Below are 21178 nucleotides of genomic sequence, written 5' to 3' on the forward strand. Positions count from 1 at the left end.
CAATCATGCAAACCCTAGACAAAACTCAAGCAAAATTCGCTCAACTGGCAGCCCACCTCAGAGAAGTTAACGACATCGAATCAGCCTCGTCGCTGCTGCATTGGGATCAATCAACTTATATGCCGGCCAAAGGTGCAAATGCCAGAGGCCGCCAGTTGGCTACTCTCAAACAAATATCCCACGAAAAATTTACAGATCCAAAAATAGGTGAACTCCTAGAAGACTTGCGTTTCTATGAACAAACCCTCCCCTACGACTCCACCGCAGCCAGCCTGATCCGCATAGCCCGCAGAGACTACGATCGCGCCTCCAGAGTCCCCGCAACCTTCATGTCAGCACTCTGCCGCCACCAAGCCGACAGCTACGAAGCTTGGGCAGCAGCCAGGGCAGCGAACAACTTCGCAGCCGTCGAGCCGTATCTCGAAAAAACCCTAGAATTAAGCAGGCAATACGCTGACTTTTTCCCTGGCTACGAACACATCGCCGATCCTTTGATCGATCGTAGCGACTACGGCATGAAAGTATCTCTACTGCGCCCGCTTTTCGCCAAGCTGCGTCAAGAATTAGTGCCGATAGTCGAAGCCATCACCTCGCAGCCTCCCGCCGACGACTCCTGCTTGCACCAAGACTTCCCCGAATTGCAACAACTAGAATTCACTCGCAAAGTTGTAGAACGCATGGGGTTCGACTTCCAACGGGGACGGCAAGACACCACCCTGCACCCGTTCATGACCAATTTCTCCATAGACGACGTGCGAATTACCACCCGCGTCTATGAAGACCACTTGGATCAAGCACTGTTCAGCAGCATCCACGAAGCCGGACACGCCCTCTACGAACTCGGAAATTCCCCGGAATTTGAAGGCACGCTGCTTGCAGGCGGCATTTCCTCCGGCGTGCACGAAAGTCAGTCGCGACTTTGGGAAAATTTGGTCGGGCGCAGCCGCGGTTTTTGGGAATGTTTTTACCCGCAACTCCAAGGCATATTTTTGCGACAGTTGGGACACGTATCCACTGACGCATTTTACCGGGCAATTAACAAAGTCTCGCGATCGCTCATCCGCACCGACGCCGACGAAGTAACCTACAACCTCCACGTCGCCATCCGCTTTGACCTGGAATTGGCAATGGTAGAAGGAAAACTAGCAGTGCGAGACCTCCCCGAAGCCTGGAACGAACGTTATAGAACTGACCTCGGCGTTGTCCCCCCCACCGACAGTGAAGGCGCGATGCAAGATGTTCACTGGTATGTTGGTACGATCGGCGGAATGTTCCAAGGTTACACCCTCGGCAACTTGATGAGCGCCCAATTCTACGAAACAGCAGTAAAAATCAATCCTGAAATTCCCGTAGAAATAGAAAGGGGCAATTTTACCGTACTCCACGACTGGCTAAAACAAAACATCTACCAGCACGGCCGCAAATACACTGCTGTCGAATTGATCGATCGTGTTACGGGTTCACCTTTAACTATCGATCCATTTATTCGCTACATTCGCCACAAATACGGGGAGTTTTATGTCATTTGAGGGATAGCAACTTAACTTTGCAGACTTTAAAATGACAAAAAAAGTAGCCGCTTAAAATAAAGGGCGATACTGTTTGAGTATCGCCTCATTTCACAGCGGAAATCAAAAGTCTTAAATAAGGGAGTATGTATGTCTGAACTCTTTCAGGCTGTGATCGCCAGCGAAGAAAAAACCGACTTGCGTCAGTTTACCAGCGAGTTGCGGGTTTTGGGGAATAAATATTTACTGCGAAACGACATAGTTAACGCTTTTGCCGCCTACTGCACCAAATACGAAAAGCCCGAACAGTTCCATCAATCTTCTCTTTTAAGCAAACTGATTTACTACGTTCAGGAAATTATTCTCGAAGATGGCAGCTTTTGCGTCTTGCTGCGACCAAAAATTGCTAGTATGGAAATAGTGCGAGTTGCAGACGACTTGACTGTTGAGCAGATGACAGTCCAAGAATTGCTCGATGTGCGCGATCGCTACGTCAACCACTTTCACCCCCAAGAAGGCGACATCCTCGAACTAGATTTCGGCCCTTTTTACGATTATTCCCCCACAATTCGCGACCCCAAAAACATCGGCAAGGGAGTGCAATTCCTCAACCGATTCCTTTCCAGCAAACTGTTTCAAGACGCCAGACAGTGGCAGGAAAGTCTATTTAATTTTTTGCGAATTCACCGCTACAACGGCGTACAATTACTAATTAACGATCGCATAAAATCCCAAGAACAACTTTCCGAACAAGTTAAAAAAGCCCTCACCTTCGTCAGCGATCTTTCGGAAGAAGAACCCTACGAAAGATTTCGACTGGTGCTGCAATTGATGGGTTTCGAGGCAGGTTGGGGCAATACCGCCGCCCGCGTACAAGAAACCCTAGGAATTCTTGACGAATTAATTGATTCCCCCGATCCGCAAACCCTAGAAGCATTTATTTCTCGCATCCCCATGATTTTCAAAATTGTCCTAGTTTCTCCTCACGGCTGGTTCGGCCAAGAAGGAGTTTTGGGGCGGCCGGATACGGGAGGTCAGGTAGTTTATGTCCTCGATCAAGCCAAGAGTTTAGAGAAACAACTGCAAGAAGACATTCATCTTGCCGGTCTCGATAGTTTAGGAGTCAAACCTAAAGTAATTATTCTCACCCGGTTAATTCCTAACAGCGACGGTACGCGCTGCAACGAACGTTTGGAAAAAGTTCATGCCACAGAAAATGCTTGGATTTTGCGGGTTCCCTTCCGGGAGTTCAATCCCAAACTGACTCAAAATTGGATTTCTAGATTCGAGATTTGGCCTTATTTGGAAACTTACGCGATCGATTCAGAAAAAGAACTATTGGCTGAGTTTCAGGGCAAGCCCGACTTAATTGTGGGTAACTATTCCGATGGGAACTTGGTAGCATTTTTGCTGTCTAGAAAACTCAAAACTACTCAGTGCAATATTGCCCATGCGCTGGAAAAATCTAAATATTTGTTCAGCAATCTCTACTGGCAAGAATCAGAGGAAAAATACCATTTTTCGCTGCAATTTACGGCCGATATAATTGCCATGAATGCAGCTAATTGTATTGTCAGCAGCACCTATCAAGAGATTGTGGGCCAACCCGATAGTGTCGGGCAGTACGAATCTTACCATTGTTTTACGATGCCGGATTTGTACCACGTTGTGAACGGGATTGAACTGTTCAGCCCTAAATTCAACGTCGTGCCGCCGGGAGTTAACGAAAGTGTCTACTTTCCCTACACGCGGATCGAAGACCGGGTGCAAGGCGATCGCGATCGACTCAACGAACTGCTGTTTACTCTAGAAGACCCGGAACAAGTCTTTGGCAAACTCGACGACCCGCACAAGCGCCCTTTATTTTCGATGGCGCGGCTAGATCGCATTAAAAACATGACAGGCTTAGCAGAATTGTTCGGAAAAAGCCCGGAATTGCAACAAAAATGCAACTTAATTCTAGTAGCTGGCAAGCTGCGGGTCGAAGAAACCGAAGATTACGAAGAAGCAGAAGAAATTAAAAAGCTCTACGCAATTATCGACCAATACAACCTTCACGGTAAAATTCGCTGGTTGGGAGTGAGGTTATCCAAAAGCCTGTCCGGCGAAATCTACCGGGTAATAGCCGACGCCCAAGGTATATTTGTTCAGCCAGCATTATTTGAAGCTTTCGGCTTGACAATTCTCGAAGCAATGATTACCGGTATTCCGACTTTCGGGACGCAGTTTGGTGGTCCGCTGGAAATTATTCAAGATGGCGTAAATGGGTTTTATATCAACCCGACCAACCACGAGGATACCGCCCAAAAAATTCTCGATTTTTTATCGAAATGCGAACACAATCCCAACTATTGGTATGAAATTTCAACGCGAGGAATTGACCGAGTTTACAGCACGTATACCTGGAAAATTCACACTACCAAGCTGCTGACACTGGCGCGGACTTACGGTTTCTGGAACTACTCTTCCAAGGAAAACCGCGAAGATATGCTCCGCTACATAGAATCGCTGTTTTATCTGATTTACAAGCCGAAAGCGAAGGCTTTATTGGCAGAACACGCGAACCGATAACGGCCGAGTTTTGGTTTTTACGGGCTGGTTGAAAGGAAAAACTTGGTCTTTCATGGCTCAACTTTTGACACAACCCGCCCGTAAAGATTGGTGAATGATAGCAGGTTTTTTACAATAGGAATGAGGCTAAGAAAGGCGGTTTCTAGGAAAAATATTGGCTTTAGTAACAAAACATCTCGGAATCAACCGGGTTTATGAGGAATAGTGCGAACCGGCCCTACTTCTAATATCATTTCCGGTTACACCGGAATGATGTTGACTGTTCACTGTTGACTGTTCACTGTTGACTGTTCACTGTTGACTGTTCACTGTTGACAGTCAACTCGATTTTATTATTCCGAGGCAACCGGAAACGATATAACAGGTAACTTCCAACTCGTAAATCCTGAGTGCGTCTGTCCCCATTGCCGAACTTCTAGAAGCTGCAGCAGATATAGCAACCGCGCCAGACGTTTAGAACTTTCTTAATGGCCCCAACCAATGCGGTCTATTACCCCTTCTGTCGGACTTCTTGTTACCCGTTCAGCTTCGTCGAAGGGCTTTCTTCCTTCTTCCTTCTTCCGACGGACATCCGTTACATCCGTTACATCCGTTACATCCGTGGAGCGAATCCGTTGCCGAATTTCCTTCTTCCTTTTGCTATATGTCTCAGAAAGCAGTCCGGGTAATACAATTAGATTTAGAAACATGAAAACAGCGAAACCTTGTCAAACCTCACTAACAGGATGAAATTTATGCGTGTGACTACTGTTACGATTTTCAGCTTGATTGCTCTGCTCGTTCCCGCGTTGACCAAAAAGGCAACTGCTGCTTTCGACTCGGAACCCTTGGTGCAGGAACAGTACCGCAGAGACTTTACGGCTCCCGCCGATCCGGGTGCGTCAGCATCGCCCGAAGGAAATTCCCAAGGAGATATGTTTAACAAGCCTTTTTACGCGGGCGAGCAGGCGCCAGTGAAAAAGGAAAAAACTATCTCGGCGGGAGCTGACGGGCCAGAAGTGGCAGCCATACAGCAGCGCTTGCAGGTGCACAGTTTCAAGGTGGGGACGATCGACGGTTCCTATGGCTCTCGCACTACATCGGCGGTTCGTGCCTTTCAGCAGTCTAAGGGTTTGAGGGCAGATGGCATTGTGGACAAAGAAACTTGGACAGCTTTAGCAGCAGATCCGGCATCAGCTTCTGAAACTGTGCAGAGCAATCCTCCAATTCTGAGCAATGCTGCTGTTCCCGGCAATCCTCCAACTGTTCTCAATAAAGGCGCTGTCGGTTCCAAGGTGAAGACGCTACAGGTGCGTTTGGAAATACAGGGTTACGATCCGGGCCCCATCGACGGCATTTTTGGCGCTCGCACTGCTACGGCTGTCAAGAACTTTCAGGAGTATAAGGGTTTAATGGCTAACGGCATGGTGGACGAAACAACCTGGAAGGCGCTCGGCCAAAAGTAAGTGACAATTGAAAAATACGGAAAATTGCTGTGGCGATAACTCATGATTGAACCCGGTGTCCAAAAATGACCGGGTTTCTCGATGTTGGGCGATCGAGCAATTTGCTCATCACCCTGCGGATTTATCAGTGGGTCGCTTCCTTCAATCTAAAATCTAAAATCTAAAATCTAAAATCGATTGACCGATCGCTCTGTTGTGTGCTAGAGTAATTGAATGTCTAAATGCGGATATGGCGAAATTGGCAGACGCGCCAGATTTAGGTTCTGGTTCCGAAAGGAGTGAAGGTTCAAGTCCTTTTATCCGCACTACTCTCACAGCTTTGTACATCAATAGTTTCAGGTTTGTTACTGTACAGTAACAAATTATTTTTGACATACTCACCCCTCTCAATAAACGTTGATTCTTGACACTTGACTGACTGACGCTATCGAGCACTATCAACTGCACGATCGAGTATTTCAAAGTCAACTACGACTAACCCATAACCATTGTCAGAGAACCAATATTCTCCTCGCTCTAGTGCATCTGCAAAGGTCTCCAGATAAACGCGAAATATTAGGTGCAATAAGCCCTCTAGTAGGCTCCTGCCACTCAACAATAATGACTTGTCCAACATTTCCGCCTGCTGCTGGGGCTAAATCTACGCATTCGCAAGCACCATTGCTTTCCATTGTGAATGGAATCCAATTCTGGTTCCACCAACCGTTCCAGATTCCTTCAAAAATATTTTCACGATCGCACCTAAAATTATCGTCTGAACAATCCTGCCATTTTTCAGATATTTCGATCGCGCTTTCGAGAGAGAGGAACTCCAAGTGGGGGAACAGGGAATAAGATTCTTCATCCTGACCGTTATGCACGCGGTAAGACAGCTTGAAATCTTCGGGAACATCTACACCAAAGAATGCTTCTGCGCGATAAATCTCCTCATCAGTAGCGCCCGGTCTGAGACTTTTCAGCACTTGATGTGCATTGGCTGCCAGCCAATTATGAATTCTTTCCCAAATTATTTTCATGAGAAACCTCCGAAGCTAGAAACTCAATCTATGCGAGAACTGAGAGGAAAGCGAGATAGCGGTTTTAACTGCCTAAAATTAAACCGGGGTGCTGACTTTCTTTGCCCTGCTACTTTTTATCGACTCTAACGATCGCTGAGGTCATTATATCAATCCTAACCACGCTCAACTGCTTCAATCAGAACCTTTTTTCCATCTTCTTTCCCCTCCTCTGCTTCCTCTACGGTTCGTTCAATCATTCCTGAATTTAGCTTAATTTTTAGCGACTATGACAACAACTTTCTAATCTATTACGTCAAGGAACATCTAATATTCTCAAATCACGGCTCAAAAAAAAACTTGTAGATTTGTGCCTCTCACGGACTGCTACTACAGCGATGCCTTCTCAATTCATGGTGTCAATCTACTCGGTTCAGACGATAAACAAAGCAATCATCGTCACCGAACTTTCGGTACTCGATAAATTGAAAGCCAAGACGTTCATAGAAATGGTGGGCGCGAGTATTATTGGCAAGCGGATCGACGAGGACAGCTTTCACCGCCGGATCTGCGAAACATCTGGCAATTGCAAGCTGCATCATTTGTGTTCCATAGCCTTTGCCTAAATCGGTTTGTTCCCCAATCCAAATATCAATTGCACGAAGATCCGCCGTGACATCACCCCAATAGTTGCTATCCTCACGTGCCGGATCAATAATCTGGACAAATCCGATCGGACGACAATCGATTTCGGCAATCAATTGCTCCCTCCCATCGGGCGCGCGCTCAAGTTCCACCTCCCAAGCCCACTCATCGTTAGGATCTGACGAAATTACGTGAGGTTGCTCATCCCAGTGTCGTAACAGATCCAAATCAGCGGAGGTCGCGGAGCGTAGATTAATCATAACTTCACGTTTGAACGTCAAACTTGTCATAGCTGATATCCGAGTTTTCCCAGGTAATATTGGCTCGATCGCCCCTCGCTTACCCTGACTAAAATCATACTCTGTTTCCCTAACTATTCCTTCTAAATCATACTTTGGAAAATATTCATATGATGCTTAACTGCTAAATTGAGTGGCGACAAATATCACAAAAACTAAACGACATGACTCTGATTATGGCTTCAACGTCGTGTTAGCGGGCTGGCATACAATTATTATCCGTCATAACACAATATAACTCTTGGCAGACTCCAACGAAATGTCTGGGAGATTACGAAGCATATCATCCCATGTCTTCTGTGCTTGCAATGCTTCTATAACGACTTGAAGCGGCTCTGAGAATATGGCTGGAAAATCTGCCTCTTCGGAAAACTGAATCTTGAATGCTAATTGCTCTTGGGGCGGGGTGAACTGAGCGTTGACTCCTTCTTTGTTACCTCTTGCATCAACCCGATACCAACCAAATTCAGGTAGATGGATGGCATTGAAACCGTGCAAACTATACGGCGCACCCTTGTCATCAATACTTAACCGCTGGTAGCAAAGACCTGCTGGAATGTCATTTGCTCTTAGTAACGCTGCTAGCAAGTGACTTTTCGCATAACAATATCCTGTTTTGTGCTGAAGTACATCTGAAGCTCGACAGGTCACAGGACTCATTTGATAGTCATAACTGTGACGAATTTCATCTCGTACCCACTCAAAGCAAGCCTTAGCTATCGCCGTTGGTGTCTCATATCCCGATGCGATTTGTTTAGCACATTCCATAATTTCGTGATGCTGCCAATCAATAACTTCACTCACTTTCAAGTATTCTTCCATGTCAACCGCTAGGAACGCTATAGTCTCAATTGTAAACGCCTCACCAACAAATTTGAAGTGTGTTAGCCAGTAACCTTTCCATCCTCTGTACCCTCTGCGCCCTCTGCGGTTTGTTCAATCCTTCCCCCATTAACCTCAATCTTTTTCTGCTGACGTTCCGACGCAGCTTTTTGCAGCATTTTTAACTTTTCTGGGTCAGCATTCGATCGCCAAAACAACTTATGATCCTTAATTTTAACGCAATTTTCCTCCAAACACTTCACCCACTCCCGATGTTTCTTAACGGCCCCCCTATCGAGAATCCCTAACTTTTCTTCTTGGCGGGTAAGTTTCGCAAACTTGTCATAATGCGGATAACTAGCAGTAACAAAAGCTTCTTTTCTAACTAAAATTGGCGGATTATACACATCAGAAAAGTCTTGATAGCTGACCGAAAGGTCGCGCAAATCTATGTGCATAGAAGTGTGCAAAGCTGGATGCGGGTTACTGTCAAAATCGGGATAAAATAAATAGGAAATCTGAGGCTTGCGGGCGTAAAATTTGATGATTGTCGCGCCGTCAAGTCTGCCAATTGTGCGGTTGGCGCAGCCTTCGTAAAGCCTGAGCAAAGGGTCTAGTTCTTCTAATGCAGAGACGTGAACTGAAAGAGTACCGGGCTGTTTGTAGCCGATCGCACTATCTTCGCAACAGTCAGCCACAATATCAGGTTTGCTCAGACTATATAGCATTAAATCTGCCAAAGTGCAAGCTTTTTGATAATTGTCAAACAAACCTTTGATATCATTGCGGATTTGAGCCGGGAGTCGGCGCATCGAAGGCCGATCGCCCAAACCGTTGAGAGCGAGATATACTAGCAAATCTTGGCGGCGCTTGTCGGCGATTTTCTCCCAATCATCCGCATCCGTTGCTTGCAAAATCACCCTCCAAGCGCGATTAAAACTGTGAAATTCCTCCTTAATTGGCGATTCTTCCGCTAATTCGCCTTTAACTGGAAGCCGACCTCGATCGCTCACAAAAGCCATCAAAGGAGCCAGCATTTCCGCATAATCCTCAAATCGCTTAACTTGCGATCGCACCCTGGGAGTCGATAAGTGCGATCGAAACCGAGAAGCGCGAAAACCTTCACCCTCCGCAGCATCCCGAAACACAAAATAAATCCCCAAAGCCACAGGAATTGCATCAACATTCAAAACTTGGTCAATATAAACCTTCAACTCTTCTTGTTCGTAATACTTCTGAAAAGTATTCCGAGAAGTAATCACCCCATCCCCGTAAGCAATTTGACCTCGATCACTATCATCAATCAAAACCTGAGCCGCTACAACTAATAAACTCTTAGTTAATTCCCAAGCATTCAGCAAAGCTTCTCGGCGTTCCGCCAAAGATTCAATGACATTAATTACATAACCAATATTCACAATATCAGCACAAATTCGCGGAGTATTCGGCTGATAGTATGGGTCCCAACCAGAAATAGCATAACCCTCTTGTGCAATATATTTAACATCCCCGCCGTAACCGCAACCGTAGTCAAAAAAAGTCGCCCCGTCCCTCACTAAATCAGCTTCTAAAACCAGACGCAGAGGTTTAGAAAGCGAATTGCGTACCATTGCAGCTTTGTGGCGCTCAATCTTAGGAATTGATACTTCACTATTCTCTTGTTTCAAACGCTCGACAACAGTATGATCTTGGATTTGTACACCGCAATATCCCAAATATTTGAGCCAACCCTCGCGAGTGCCGATAACGCTAGTATTGTCAAGCAGTCCCCACTTTTCCTCGCAGCGAGTCAGCCTCGAAAACTTTTCGTAATGGGGATAATTCGCAGCTACAAAAGTTTCCTTACGGTGCAAAACCGGGGGATTTTCGCTGTTGCTGTAATCAAAACATTTAACTTCCCCTGTTGCTAGATTAATCTGGATGCTGGTTTGCAAAGCAGGATGAGCATCTGTATCGAAATCTGGGTAAAAAAGATAAGATATTTTAGGTTGATGGAGTGAAATTTTAACTAAAGTTGCTTCATCAATATTTTCCAGACTGCGCCTGGCACAATTTTCGTAGATTCCGATGACTGGGTTGAGTGTGGGCAAAGCCGAAACGTGAACGTAAAAAGCCGTCGGTAATTTTTTTCCCACCTTGCTTTCCCGACAGCAGCGAGCCACTTTTGCTAGGAGATTGTCTACACATAAATTATTGATTTCATCGAGCGGGTACGGCACAGCATTTACAGAATCATGCTCAGAGATAGCGTCGTTTTCGTACAATAAAACTTCCTGAGCAAAAATCATCATAGGCGTTAGCAGTTTTTCATCATTTTCTAATGAATTGCTATCTAAAATTGTGTTTGTACTGGTATCGTAATTCATAGCTAAATTAATTATTTTTTTTAATTAACCGCAGAGAACGCAGAGGACACGGAGTGAAGAAACAAACAAAATTTTCCTAGATTTTTTATATGTAGGATGCACACTCCGTACCGTAAGCTGTCGCACATTTAAATTATATATTCAGGGCGGGCGAGACGCCTACCCCACAAGACTTTAATTTTTTTTGACAGACAATTTAAATGCCCAACAGCTTACCGCTTTATTTATTAGTCTTTTAGAGAGGGACTTCGTTTTTGTAAGGGCGATTTTAATCGCCGACTAATATCGACTACGAGCGAGTAAGATATTAACCAAACATTCGAGTTTCCACAAATTCTTGAACCCGGGCTAAATGACTAGACAAACTCACTAATATATTCTCCACCCTCTGAATATTTAACAATTGCACCTCTGATGGTTTAGATTGAAAGCCTCGCGCTTGATGCTCCAATTGTGCGGCCAAATCCGACATCAGAGCAACTCCCACATTAGCCGAAGTTCCTTTGAGACGGTGGGCTTGATATTCCACAGCTTGCCAGTCTTTAGCTTCTAGAGCTAGTTTGGCAGCAGCCATATCAGCTTGGGCGTCTGCCACAAAAGCTTGCAAAAGTCGCTCTGGCAATTTAATATTAACTCGTCCAAGTTGCTCCAATCTGCTCTTGTCGAACAGTCCGTCGTAGTCTCTATGTTCCCAAGTTTGAAGTGCGATCGCCCTTGGTGTCGGCCCAGCCACAACCTGCGCTTTTTCCACAACTTCCGTATAATTTGTTGCTAATTGAGATTTATTTTCCGAATTAATACTTTTAACTCCATACTTATTTTCACCCTGAACATTTAGGGCTTCATACTTTTTCAGGGCCGCCGCCAAAGCATCTAAATCTACAGGTTTGCTGAGATAATCGTCCATCCCCGCCGCCAGACACTTTTCTCGTTCCCCCGGCATAGCATGAGCAGTTAAAGCCATCACAAAAGTATGCCGATCGCTTCCTTCGATTTGCCTCAACTTTTGCGCCGCTTTGTAACCATCAAGTACCGGCATTTGGCAGTCCATCAGCACTAAATCATAGCTTTTTTTTGCCAGCAACTCCAGCGCTTCTTGACCGTTGACCACGCAGTCAGCCTGATAGCCTAAAACTGCCAACTGTTCGACAAGAACTTGTTGATTGATCGGGTGGTCTTCCGCCACCAAAATTCTCAGCGATGACGGCGAATTGGGAGTAACATATTGAGAATTAACTGGTGGCAACTTGCAAGTATTAGCAGCCTCCACTCTCCCAAAATCTCCTGTTCCCTTCACCTGCGCAAGCATTGCCTCAAGCAGGCGGCTTGGCCGCACCGGCTCCATCAAATATCCGTTAAAACCCCGACTGCAAAGCGATTCAGCCTTCGGCTGTTCCCGCAAAGCAGTCATGGCGATTAACGAGCCCACTATAGAGGTCGATCGCACTTTCCTAGCAAATTCCTCCGCATCCAACTCCGGCATTTGCAAGTCCACAAGCACCACATCCCAGCTTTTTTCCCCCTCCCCCGAATGTTGAGAAATCCCGCCCTCGCCCTTTTTCAACCAACTCAAAGCCTCAACAGCAGTTTCTGCCTCGTCGCAGCGGGCACCCCAACTTTGAACGAGCGATCGCACTGCTGCCCTCCTCAAAGCGCTTCCAGACACTACTAACAGCTTCTTGCCCGCAACTTCGGGCTCATGAGGCTCAACTTGCAACTGTTTTTCCAAAGGTACAGTAAACCAAAAAGTAGCACCACTGCCTAGCAAACTGCGAACTCCAATGTCCCCTCCCATCATCTCCACTAACTGCTTACAAATAGCCAAACCCAAACCCGTCCCGCCGTAAGGCCTAGTAGGAGAATCGTCTACCTGAGAAAAAGATTGGAATAGCTTTGTTTGCCCTTGGGCCGAAATTCCAATGCCAGTATCCCGCACGGAAAACAGCAATCTTGCTTGTTGTCTACCGTCTGCCAGTCGGTTGCCCTGTTTGACAGTTACGTGAACTAGAACTTGACCGCGATCGGTAAATTTTATGGCATTCCCCGTCAAATTCAGCAAAACTTGCTTCAATCTGCCCGCGTCGCCCACCAACTTTCTCGGAACTGAGCTGTCAACTAAAATATTTAATTCAATACCTTTTTCTTCCGCTAAATGTGCTATAATTTCTATTACCGACTCAACGCAACTATCCAAATCAAAATTAGCCTTGTCCAGCCGCATTTCTCCAGCTTCAATCTTAGAGAAATCGAGGATATCATTAATAACATTCAGCAAATGTTCCGCACTGCGGTAAATAGTCTGAGCGCAGTCCCGCTGTTTCTGTTCCAGAGGAGCGCGCAGCAGCAATTGAGCCATTGCCAAAACTCCATTCATCGGAGTGCGAATTTCGTGACTCATGTTCGCCAAGAATTGCGACTTCACCCGGCTCGCTTCTAAGGCAGTTTCCCGCGCTTCCACCAACTCATTAATCTTGTCGGCAACCATCACGATTCCCCCGACTTTCTCGTCTGGATCGTACCAAGGGTGAGCAGCCCACCGCAGGTACAGAACCGATCCGTCGGCTCGTTCCCAGGCATCTTCGCTCACAGAAACTACCTGACCTGTGAGCGCTTGTTGGTACATTACTTTCCAGCGATTCGGCGTATCTGGAAACAATTCGTAATGGCTGAGATTATTCAGGGACGGCAAGTCCAAATTAAATTGACTAACCCATTTTTTAGAGTTAGCCATATAGCGCATTTGTGTATCAAACATCGCCATTGCTACAGGCACGCAAGTAATAATTTGTCTCAGTTGCTGCCGTTCCCTTTCCAGAGCATCTTCCGCTTGTTTGCGCTCAGTAATATCGCTAATCATACCGGCCATTCGCAGCGGTTTTCCTTGGGAATTGCGCTGAGCTTTTCCCTGAGAAGTGCAGTAGCGGTAAAGACCGTTCGAGTGTAGCAGGCGGAATTCTACATTATAGTCTATTTCTTGTTCCAAGTGAGCTGCGATCGCCGCGACGATTCCCTCCTTGTCATCGGGGTGCAGGCGGTTGTATAGAGCGTCCATCGTCCTGCCAAATTGCTTTCGCGACAAACCGATAATTTCCAAAAGGCGATCGTTCCAATAAACCTCATTTTTACTTAAATCCCAATCCCAAATTCCGTCGTTCACTCCCTCTAAAACTAACCTGTATCGCTCCTCACTTTCCTTGAGTTTTTGACTGGTATGAAACGCCTGAGATTCGGCGCGGTAAACGCGCATAGCATTGTACAAACTGCGAGACAGACTATCGGGAGAAAGCTTGTTTTTAGCAATATAATCAGAAGCTCCAGCCTTCATTAATTCCACAGCAATTTGTTCGTCGCCTTGACCTGTTAGCACAATTAAGGGAACTTTCAGCCCAGCTTCTCGTAGATTTTTTACCAAACTGAGTCCGTCTCCGTCGGGCAACCCGTAGTCGAGCAATACGCAGTCAAATTTGCACTCAAATATTTGATTTAATAGCAGCCCATTTCCTCTTTCCTCAACCTCGCTTAAAGGTTGAAATTTATTTTGTTGGGAGGGTTTAGCTGTAGCCTGAGTATAATTTTTGCTGACCGAGAGTTTAGCCAGCGCATCCGCGCAGTCTTCTGCCTCAGTAACTTCTGCCGAAACACCAGCGGACTTGAGCGAGCGTTTGATCGCCATTCGATCGACTGCATCGTCATCAACTATCAGAATTGTGAGAATTTTGTCCATAACCAACGAATTGTGGATTACTCCGAAAAAGCAGCAGTCTGGAAAAATGAATTAAAACAACTGCATTGCTGAAAAATCACCAAGCCACATTAAAAAATAAATTTTTTATTAAATTTCCCCAGTTTTAGGGAATTTCGCTTAGCATCCAGTATCTGTTTAGGGTAGCCATCACTTCCACAAAGTTAGAAAAAGTAACAGGTTTAAGAATATAGCCAGCTACATTCAAATTATAAGCTTTTACTTTATCTCTATCTTCATTAGAAGTCGTGAGGACGATTACCGGAATCGACCTCAAACATTCATCCAGTCGCAATTCTTGCAAAAACTCGATCCCGCTCATTCTCGGCATATTCAAGTCCAGCAAAATCAACCGGCGCGCTTGAGGCATGGGAGGATCAATTTTTCCTTCTCCACGCAATATAGCTAGAGCTTCTAATCCATTGGCAGCAATGTAGAGGGGGTTGACGATGTTATTTTTTTTAAAAGCTCGCCGGACGTTCATCACATCAACCTCATCATCTTCTACCAAGAGAATATGAATTTTTTTGTCTTGCATAAATCAGCCATTTTATAGATGTTTTTTAAGCACCCCTCTCGTTTGCGAGGTTTAGTCAGCACCGATCGCGAACCCAGCAGGTTTAATCTCTATTGTCCTTTGTCCAGAATCATTTATGCCGGGGCCGCTCGCGGGATCTACCTACAGGTGTACTCGCCCCTCATTCGATTTTAGATTTTAGATTTTAGATTTTGGATTGAGCCCACGGATAAATGCGGGGGCTTGAGGATTGTCGATTTTCGATTTTGGATTGATTCCACGGATAAATCACGTGGCGGGTACCCTCAAGAAATTCGCTTGTCAGAGAATGAGCGGGGCATCGGAGATCCAAAAACTCGCCAATAACGCCCGATCGAGCTACGGTAAAATCTAAAACTCATCTACATTATTAATCGCCATGTCAGCCGATCGCAAACTCTACGAAGGCAAAGCCAAAATCCTCTATTCCACCGAAGACAACGAAATTTTGCTGACCCACTTCAAAGACGACGCCACAGCCTTTAACGCCCAGAAACGCGGCAGCATCGTCGGCAAAGGCGAGATCAACTGCGGCGTATCCGCGCACCTGTTTCGGATGCTAGAAGCCAAAGGCATTCCCACCCACTTCATCGACACGCCGGCCCCCAACCAAATGCGAGTCTGTCGCGTCCAAATCTTGCCCTTGGAAGTCGTAGTCAGAAACATTGCCGCCGGCAGTCTTTGCAAGCAAACCGGACTCGCCCTCGGCACAATTGTAAATCCGCCGCTGGTGGAGTTTTATTACAAAAACGACGATTTGGGAGACCCGCTGCTGACCCGCGACAGGCTGCTGCTAATGCAGCTAGCCACCCCCGAACAAGTAGACCAACTAGAAATCGCCGCCCGCGAAATTAACGAAATACTCAAAGAATTTTTCAGCCAGTGTGGCATCACCCTGGTAGACTTCAAACTAGAATTCGGTATCGACCAACATCAAAATCTGATCCTCGCCGACGAAATCAGTCCCGACACCTGCCGCCTGTGGGACAACGCAGAAGCCGACCCCGACGCCCGTGTTATGGACAAAGACCGATTCCGCCGCGACTTAGGATCGGTAGAAACTGCTTACCAGCAAGTTCTCCAACGGGTTCTCGCTCAGAAAGTCTAGAGGCCTTGGTAATGCGCTAGAATTGCACAGTTTGTTACCCTTCTGCTTTCGATGTCAACAATCAGCGGTCAACAGTCATCAATTAGCGATCAGCGCGAAATTCAACCGACTTAATAACTAATGACTAATGACTAATGACTAATGTGGTGTGTGGATTCCAAAAAAGTGAACAAAAATGCGTTTATCTGCTGTATTGGTGGCAGTTTTTACTGCCTCAGCAACATTCGGGTTATCAAATTCTGCTTCGGGCCAAACATCCTACTCTGAATCAGCAGAGGAAGCTTTGGCTGCCGTTGTACCCGCCCCGTCGATCGAATTACCCGATCGCCCCATTGCAGAATTAACCCCAAACCCTCCTCAAAACCGCAAAGCCGCTAAAACCGGCAAAGCGGAAGCCCTAAAAATAGCGGATGCCCCTACCAGAGGAGAACCCAACGACCAACCCCCAGATCGAGTCACAGAACCGCCTTCGCCGGTTTCACCTCTGATCCTTGAACTCAAACCCGAGCTAGCATCCAACCCCTCCCCCGCCTCTAGCAGCCAAAACGCCCTGCCAGACGCGCAACAGGACAGCTCGCTCCCCCCATCGGAAGCGGCTGTAACGCCCGCCTGGATCGCAGCAGAGCTAGGGAAACCAGAGGAATCAGGGACGATCGCTCAAAACGCCCAAGTTCCCCCCAGACCGACCCCGACCAGACCGCCGACTAACACCGTTCCCACCTTGCCCCCTGCCCCAGCACCGCAGCCGAGACAAACCCCCGCACCCGCCGGGGCGGCAGAACCGCAAGTGCTAGTTGCAGAAGTTACAGTCACCGGGGCGACGGGAGACTTGGAAAGCGAAATTTACCGAGTCATCAGCACCCAACCGGGACGCACAACCAACCGCAGCCAACTGCAACAAGACATCAACGCCATTTTTGCCACGGGCTTTTTCAGAAACGTGCGGGCAGTACCCGAAGACACCCCGTTGGGCGTCCGGGTGACTTTTATTGTCCAGCCAAATCCGGTGCTGCGGGGAGTGACAATCACCGGTCAGCAAGTGCTGCCCCAAAGCGTAATTGACGAAAGCTTCCGCGATCAATACGGCAAAATTCTCAACCTCCGCCGCTTTGAAGAGGGAGTGAAAAAAATTAATGCGTGGTATCAAGAGAACGGCTATGTTTTGGGCCAAATCACTGATGCCCCGCAAGTAGCAGACGACGGCACTGTCACCCTGGTAGTGGCAGAAGGCCAGATCGAATCCGTTGATGTCCGCTTCCTGAACAAGGAGGGAGAGGCAACAGATGCCACGGGTCAGCCGATCGGAGGCAACACCCGCCGGTTTGTCATCACCCGCGAAGTAGAACTCAAGCCCGGAGACATCTTTAACCGCACCAAGGCGGAAAGGGATTTGAGACGAGTGTTTGGTTTGGGAATTTTTGAAGACGTGCGGCTTGCCTTGGAACCGGGAACGACTGACCCCCGCAAGGCAAGGGTAATTGTCAACGTCATTGAGAAAAATACCGGTTCTCTGGCGGCCGGTGCGGGTTTGAGTTCCGCGACGGGTTTGTTCGGTACGGTGAGTTACCAGCAGCAAAACTTGAGAGGTAGGAACCAGAAATTGGGGGCTGAAATACAAATCGGGGAACGCCAAAATCTGTTTGACGTGAGTTTTACAGATCCCTGGATTGCGGGCGATCCTTACCGGACTTCTTATACGATTAATGCGTTTAGAAGACGATCGATTAGCGTGATTTTTGACGGTGGCGAACGGGAAGTCAGATTGCCCAACGACGATCGACCCCGCATCAATCGCACCGGGGCCGGCATCAATTTCACCCGTCCTCTGTCGCGCAATCCTTTTGCCGATCCTGAGTGGACTGCTTCACTCGGCTTGCAGTACCAACGAGTCTCAATTACCGATCGCAAAGGCAGGCGCGAATCCGAGGACGAACTCGGCAACCAGTTGAGTTTTAGCGATTCGGGTTCGGATGACTTGACAACTTTGCAAGCAGGTGTTGTGCGCGATCGGCGCAACGACCCCCTCCGCCCCACTAGCGGTTCTCTGCTCAGGTTTGGGATGGAACAATCGATTCCTGTAGGTTCCGGCAGCATCCTGTTAAACCGCCTGCGGGCCAGCTACAGCTTGTACCTACCAGTCAAGTACACTAACTTTACCCCCGGCCCTCAAACCCTGGCATTCAGCTTTAGAGGCGGCACCGTATTCGGAGATTTGCCTCCCTACGAAGCCTTTGCCTTGGGCGGCGCCAACTCGGTGCGCGGATACGACGAAGGCGACATGGGAGCAGGTCGCAGCTTCCTAGAAGCCAGCGTTGAGTACCGTTTCCCGATTATTTCGTTTATCGGCGGAGCGCTATTTTTGGATGCTGGCACTGACTTGGGCACGGGCAAAGATGTCCCGGGCGACCCTGCAGGTATCCGCGAAAAGCCCGGTAGCGGTTACGGTTACGGCCTTGGCGTGCGGATTCAATCTCCTTTAGGGCCGATCCGGATCGATTACGGTATCAACGACACTGGCGACAATCAAATTCACTTTGGAATTGGTGAGCGATTCTAAGTTGGCAGTTGGCAGTTGACAGTTGACAGTTGACAGTTGACAGTTGGCAGTTGACTGTTAACTACTAACTACTGACTACTAACTAATGACTACTAACTAATGACTATTCAACGTACCTTAAAATCTGAATTTGAACTGTCGGGAATCGGTTTGCACAGCGGTACACAAACTCGCGCCCGAGTTTTGCCTGCGTCGGTTGGGGAAGGCCGCTATTTTGTCAGAATTGACTTGCCTGGTGCTCCGATAATTCCTGCAAAAATTGAGGCGGTTTGCCAGACTGCACTTTCAACTGAACTCGCAGGTATCGATGCTCAAATTCGCACTGTAGAGCATCTATTAGCCGCTTTGGCGGGGATGGGAGCGGATAATGCTCGAATTGAGGTTGATGGGGCGGAATTGCCCCTGCTGGACGGTTCGGCTCAGGTTTGGGTAGAGGCGATCGCCCATACCGGGTTAGTTCCTCAAGAATCGAAGCAAGACCCCACTTCCTCATTCGTCGTAGAACAGCCAATTTGGGTGCGCCACGGAGATGCTTTTGCCGCGGCTTTACCTTCAGCGGAAACTCGATTTAGTTACGGAATTGATTTTGAGGAACAGGCGATCGGCAATCAATGGTACAGTTGGTCGCCAGAGGCAGAAAGTTTTGCGACGGCGATCGCCCCAGCCCGCACTTTTGGACTTGCTCGCCAAGTTGACCAATTGCGACAAGCAGGTTTGATCAAAGGTGGTACCCTAGAGAACGCCCTAGTTTGCGATCGATCCGGCTGGCTCAACCCGCCTTTGAGATTTGCCAACGAACCAGTGCGCCATAAAATCCTAGACTTAGCAGGCGACCTCAGTCTGCTCGGAACTTGGCCAAAAGCTCACTACTTGGCTTACAAAGCCAGTCACAACCTGCACGTCCAACTCGCCCAAGCCCTGCAATCGCAAGCTCTAGCTACGCTAGATAAAAGTTAGGAAAAAACACGCGATCTGTTAAGATTGCATATTCCTTCTGCCATACCACACTCAAAAGTCTTCAAGCAATGTCCACGCTGACTGAAGTTAACACCCTCAATACTGCTAATTCTGAATCCGTCCCCACCAAAAACGGTGAAGATTCTCCAGCGGTTAAATCTACTTTTACTCTCGAAGAAGTTCAGAAATTATTGCCTCATCGCTATCCTTTTGCACTGGTTGACAAGATTGTTGATTACGTGCCGTCCGAGAAGGCTGTAGGAATTAAAAATGTGACTTTCAATGAACCACATTTTCAAGGGCATTTTCCCGGACGGCCAATTATGCCTGGGGTATTAATTGTTGAAGCTATGGCTCAAGTTGGCGGTATTGTTCTCGCTCAGTTGCCAGACATCAAGCAAGGATTGTGGATGTTTACCGGAATCGATCAAGTCAAGTTCCGTCGTCAGGTTGTACCGGGCGATCAGTTGCTGATGACTGTAGAATTGCTGTGGGTAAAACGCCGCCGCTTCGCAAAAATGCAGGCTCTGGCTGAAGTAGACGGACAAAAAGTTTGTGAAGGAGAATTGACGTTTTCGATGGTAGATTAAATGTGGGAATTGGTAAGTTTGCGGGTAATTGTGAGTTGTGATTTTTGAGTTTTGAATTTAACTTGAAACCGCAAAGCGTTGCGAGGAACCAAGCAATCTTAAAATTAAAAAGTTTCCTTCTTCCCTCTTCCTTTTTCCTTCTTCCTTCTTCCCTCTTCCTTCTTCCTTCTTCATTCCCACTTACCAGCAAAACAACTGACAAATGCTTACTTTGATTCACCCAACTGCTGTGATTCATCCCGGTGCTGAACTTCACCCGACTGTAGAAGTGGGAGCTTATGCTGTAATTGGGGAAAGAGTGAAAATCGGGCCGGATACTAAGATTGGCGCCCATGCAATTATCGACGGGCTAACAGAAATAGGCGCTCGCAATCAAATTTTCCCAGGTGCGGCGATTGGTTTGGAACCTCAAGATTTGAAATACGAGGGTTCTCCGACTAGGGTGAAAATTGGCGACAGCAATCAAATTCGGGAATACGTGACAATTAACCGCGCTACTGGAGCGGGGGAAAGCACGACCATTGGCAATCATAATCTATTGATGGCTTATGTTCATGTGGGACACAATTGCGCGATCGCCGATCGAGTAATTATCGCCAATGCTGTAGCCTTAGCCGGACACGTTAAAATTGAGTCTCAAGCCCGATTGAGCGGTGTTTTGGGCGTTCACCAGTTTGTCCACATCGGCCGCTTGTCTATGGTGGGCGGCTTGAGCAGGATCGATCGAGACGTACCTCCTTATATGCTAGTCGAGGGCAATCCTTCGAGAGTGCGAGCAATCAACAAAGTCGGTCTCCAACGCGCTGGTTTGACAGAAGAAGATTTGCTAGTTTTGAAGAAAACTTTTCGTATTCTATACCATTCTGGCTACACTCTAAATCAAGCTTTGGAACAGTTGGATTTGTTGCCGGAAAACCCCCACTTGCAGCACCTGCAGAGATTTGTGCAGCAGTCTATAACCAAAGGGCGGCGCGGTTTGATTCCTGGCAAAAAGTAAATGAGGTAGAATAAATCTAT

Annotated in this window: 15 protein-coding genes and 1 tRNA gene; 9 read left to right on the forward strand and 7 right to left on the reverse strand. The window is 47.2% G+C overall.

The features are described 5' to 3' along the window. The first annotated feature begins 5 nt into the window (after positions 1-5). Together QUB77_RS19790 and QUB77_RS19795 are read left to right on the forward strand one after the other, a co-directional pair. Positions 6-1529, forward strand: coding sequence for a carboxypeptidase M32 (locus QUB77_RS19790; RefSeq protein WP_333323329.1), 1524 nt, complete (start codon positions 6-8; stop codon positions 1527-1529). A gap of 129 nt (positions 1530-1658) precedes the next feature. Continuing rightward, positions 1659-4079 carry a sucrose synthase gene (locus QUB77_RS19795; protein WP_333323332.1) on the forward strand — a complete coding sequence of 807 codons (2421 nt, stop codon included), beginning with the start codon at positions 1659-1661 and terminating at the stop codon, positions 4077-4079. A gap of 464 nt (positions 4080-4543) precedes the next feature. On the opposite strand, the gene QUB77_RS19800 is transcribed toward QUB77_RS19795, so the two are convergent. Continuing rightward, positions 4544-4768 carry a hypothetical protein gene (locus QUB77_RS19800; RefSeq protein WP_333176735.1) on the reverse strand — a complete coding sequence of 75 codons (225 nt, stop codon included), beginning with the start codon at positions 4766-4768 and terminating at the stop codon, positions 4544-4546. 45 nt (positions 4769-4813) lie between these two features. Here QUB77_RS19800 and QUB77_RS19805 point away from each other — a divergent pair, with 45 nt between their 5' ends. Both QUB77_RS19805 and QUB77_RS19810 read left to right on the forward strand, forming a co-directional pair. Next, positions 4814-5524: a peptidoglycan-binding protein gene (locus QUB77_RS19805; protein ID WP_333176738.1), complete on the forward strand. Its 711-nt coding sequence runs from the start codon at positions 4814-4816 to the stop codon at positions 5522-5524. 223 nt (positions 5525-5747) lie between these two features. Then, a tRNA-Leu gene (locus tag QUB77_RS19810) sits at positions 5748-5829 on the forward strand. 186 nt (positions 5830-6015) lie between these two features. On the opposite strand, the gene QUB77_RS19815 is transcribed toward QUB77_RS19810, so the two are convergent. From QUB77_RS19815 to QUB77_RS19840, 6 genes are all read right to left on the reverse strand, one after another. Continuing rightward, on the reverse strand, positions 6016-6540 hold the full coding sequence (locus QUB77_RS19815; RefSeq protein WP_333176740.1) for an SMI1/KNR4 family protein: 525 nt from the start codon (positions 6538-6540) through the stop codon (positions 6016-6018). Between the two features lie 398 nt (positions 6541-6938). After that, complete coding sequence (locus QUB77_RS19820) at positions 6939-7454, reverse strand: GNAT family N-acetyltransferase (RefSeq protein WP_333176742.1); 516 nt, start codon at positions 7452-7454, stop codon at positions 6939-6941. Positions 7455-7685: 231 nt separating this feature from the next. Beyond that, complete coding sequence (locus QUB77_RS19825; protein WP_333176744.1) at positions 7686-8285, reverse strand: transglutaminase family protein; 600 nt, start codon at positions 8283-8285, stop codon at positions 7686-7688. A gap of 62 nt (positions 8286-8347) precedes the next feature. Further along, a complete protein-coding gene (locus QUB77_RS19830; RefSeq protein WP_333176748.1) occupies positions 8348-10651 on the reverse strand; it encodes a DNA phosphorothioation-associated putative methyltransferase in 2304 nt (767 codons plus the stop codon). Between the two features lie 307 nt (positions 10652-10958). Beyond that, a complete protein-coding gene (locus QUB77_RS19835; protein WP_333176750.1) occupies positions 10959-14375 on the reverse strand; it encodes a response regulator in 3417 nt (1138 codons plus the stop codon). 124 nt (positions 14376-14499) lie between these two features. Continuing rightward, positions 14500-14931: a response regulator gene (locus QUB77_RS19840; RefSeq protein ID WP_333076249.1), complete on the reverse strand. Its 432-nt coding sequence runs from the start codon at positions 14929-14931 to the stop codon at positions 14500-14502. A 397-nt stretch (positions 14932-15328) separates the two neighbouring features. Here QUB77_RS19840 and purC point away from each other — a divergent pair, with 397 nt between their 5' ends. From purC to lpxA, 5 genes are all read left to right on the forward strand, one after another. Beyond that, positions 15329-16057, forward strand: coding sequence for a phosphoribosylaminoimidazolesuccinocarboxamide synthase (purC, locus tag QUB77_RS19845; RefSeq protein WP_333176753.1), 729 nt, complete (start codon positions 15329-15331; stop codon positions 16055-16057). A gap of 175 nt (positions 16058-16232) precedes the next feature. Continuing rightward, positions 16233-18614, forward strand: a complete 2382-nt coding sequence (locus tag QUB77_RS19850; RefSeq protein WP_333176756.1) for a BamA/TamA family outer membrane protein — start codon at positions 16233-16235, stop codon at positions 18612-18614. Positions 18615-18713: 99 nt separating this feature from the next. After that, positions 18714-19571: a UDP-3-O-acyl-N-acetylglucosamine deacetylase gene (gene lpxC / locus QUB77_RS19855; RefSeq protein WP_333176759.1), complete on the forward strand. Its 858-nt coding sequence runs from the start codon at positions 18714-18716 to the stop codon at positions 19569-19571. Positions 19572-19639: 68 nt separating this feature from the next. Next, positions 19640-20161, forward strand: a complete 522-nt coding sequence (gene fabZ, locus QUB77_RS19860; RefSeq protein WP_333041219.1) for a 3-hydroxyacyl-ACP dehydratase FabZ — start codon at positions 19640-19642, stop codon at positions 20159-20161. Positions 20162-20363: 202 nt separating this feature from the next. Beyond that, positions 20364-21158 carry an acyl-ACP--UDP-N-acetylglucosamine O-acyltransferase gene (gene lpxA / locus QUB77_RS19865; RefSeq protein ID WP_333176343.1) on the forward strand — a complete coding sequence of 265 codons (795 nt, stop codon included), beginning with the start codon at positions 20364-20366 and terminating at the stop codon, positions 21156-21158. Positions 21159-21178: the final 20 nt, after the last annotated feature.

The organism is Microcoleus sp. AT9b-C3 (assembly GCF_036705485.1).
Taxonomy (GTDB): Bacteria; Cyanobacteriota; Cyanobacteriia; order Cyanobacteriales; family Microcoleaceae; genus Microcoleus.

Excerpts from the sequence above, each read along its gene's own strand:
- QUB77_RS19835 (WP_333176750.1), bottom strand. The coding sequence starts at position 14,375 with ATGGACAAAATTCTCACAATTCTGATAGTTGATGACGATGCAGTCGAT.
- QUB77_RS19830 (WP_333176748.1), bottom strand. The coding sequence starts at position 10,651 with ATGAATTACGATACCAGTACAAACACAATTTTAGATAGCAATTCATTA.
- lpxC (WP_333176759.1), top strand. The coding sequence starts at position 18,714 with ATGACTATTCAACGTACCTTAAAATCTGAATTTGAACTGTCGGGAATC.
- QUB77_RS19800 (WP_333176735.1), bottom strand. The coding sequence starts at position 4,768 with ATGTTTCTAAATCTAATTGTATTACCCGGACTGCTTTCTGAGACATAT.
- QUB77_RS19825 (WP_333176744.1), bottom strand. The coding sequence starts at position 8,285 with ATGGAAGAATACTTGAAAGTGAGTGAAGTTATTGATTGGCAGCATCAC.
- QUB77_RS19805 (WP_333176738.1), top strand. The coding sequence starts at position 4,814 with ATGCGTGTGACTACTGTTACGATTTTCAGCTTGATTGCTCTGCTCGTT.
- QUB77_RS19790 (WP_333323329.1), top strand. The coding sequence starts at position 6 with ATGCAAACCCTAGACAAAACTCAAGCAAAATTCGCTCAACTGGCAGCC.
- QUB77_RS19840 (WP_333076249.1), bottom strand. The coding sequence starts at position 14,931 with ATGCAAGACAAAAAAATTCATATTCTCTTGGTAGAAGATGATGAGGTT.
- QUB77_RS19795 (WP_333323332.1), top strand. The coding sequence starts at position 1,659 with ATGTCTGAACTCTTTCAGGCTGTGATCGCCAGCGAAGAAAAAACCGAC.
- QUB77_RS19820 (WP_333176742.1), bottom strand. The coding sequence starts at position 7,454 with ATGACAAGTTTGACGTTCAAACGTGAAGTTATGATTAATCTACGCTCC.
- QUB77_RS19850 (WP_333176756.1), top strand. The coding sequence starts at position 16,233 with ATGCGTTTATCTGCTGTATTGGTGGCAGTTTTTACTGCCTCAGCAACA.
- QUB77_RS19815 (WP_333176740.1), bottom strand. The coding sequence starts at position 6,540 with ATGAAAATAATTTGGGAAAGAATTCATAATTGGCTGGCAGCCAATGCA.
- lpxA (WP_333176343.1), top strand. The coding sequence starts at position 20,364 with ATGCTTACTTTGATTCACCCAACTGCTGTGATTCATCCCGGTGCTGAA.
- purC (WP_333176753.1), top strand. The coding sequence starts at position 15,329 with ATGTCAGCCGATCGCAAACTCTACGAAGGCAAAGCCAAAATCCTCTAT.
- fabZ (WP_333041219.1), top strand. The coding sequence starts at position 19,640 with ATGTCCACGCTGACTGAAGTTAACACCCTCAATACTGCTAATTCTGAA.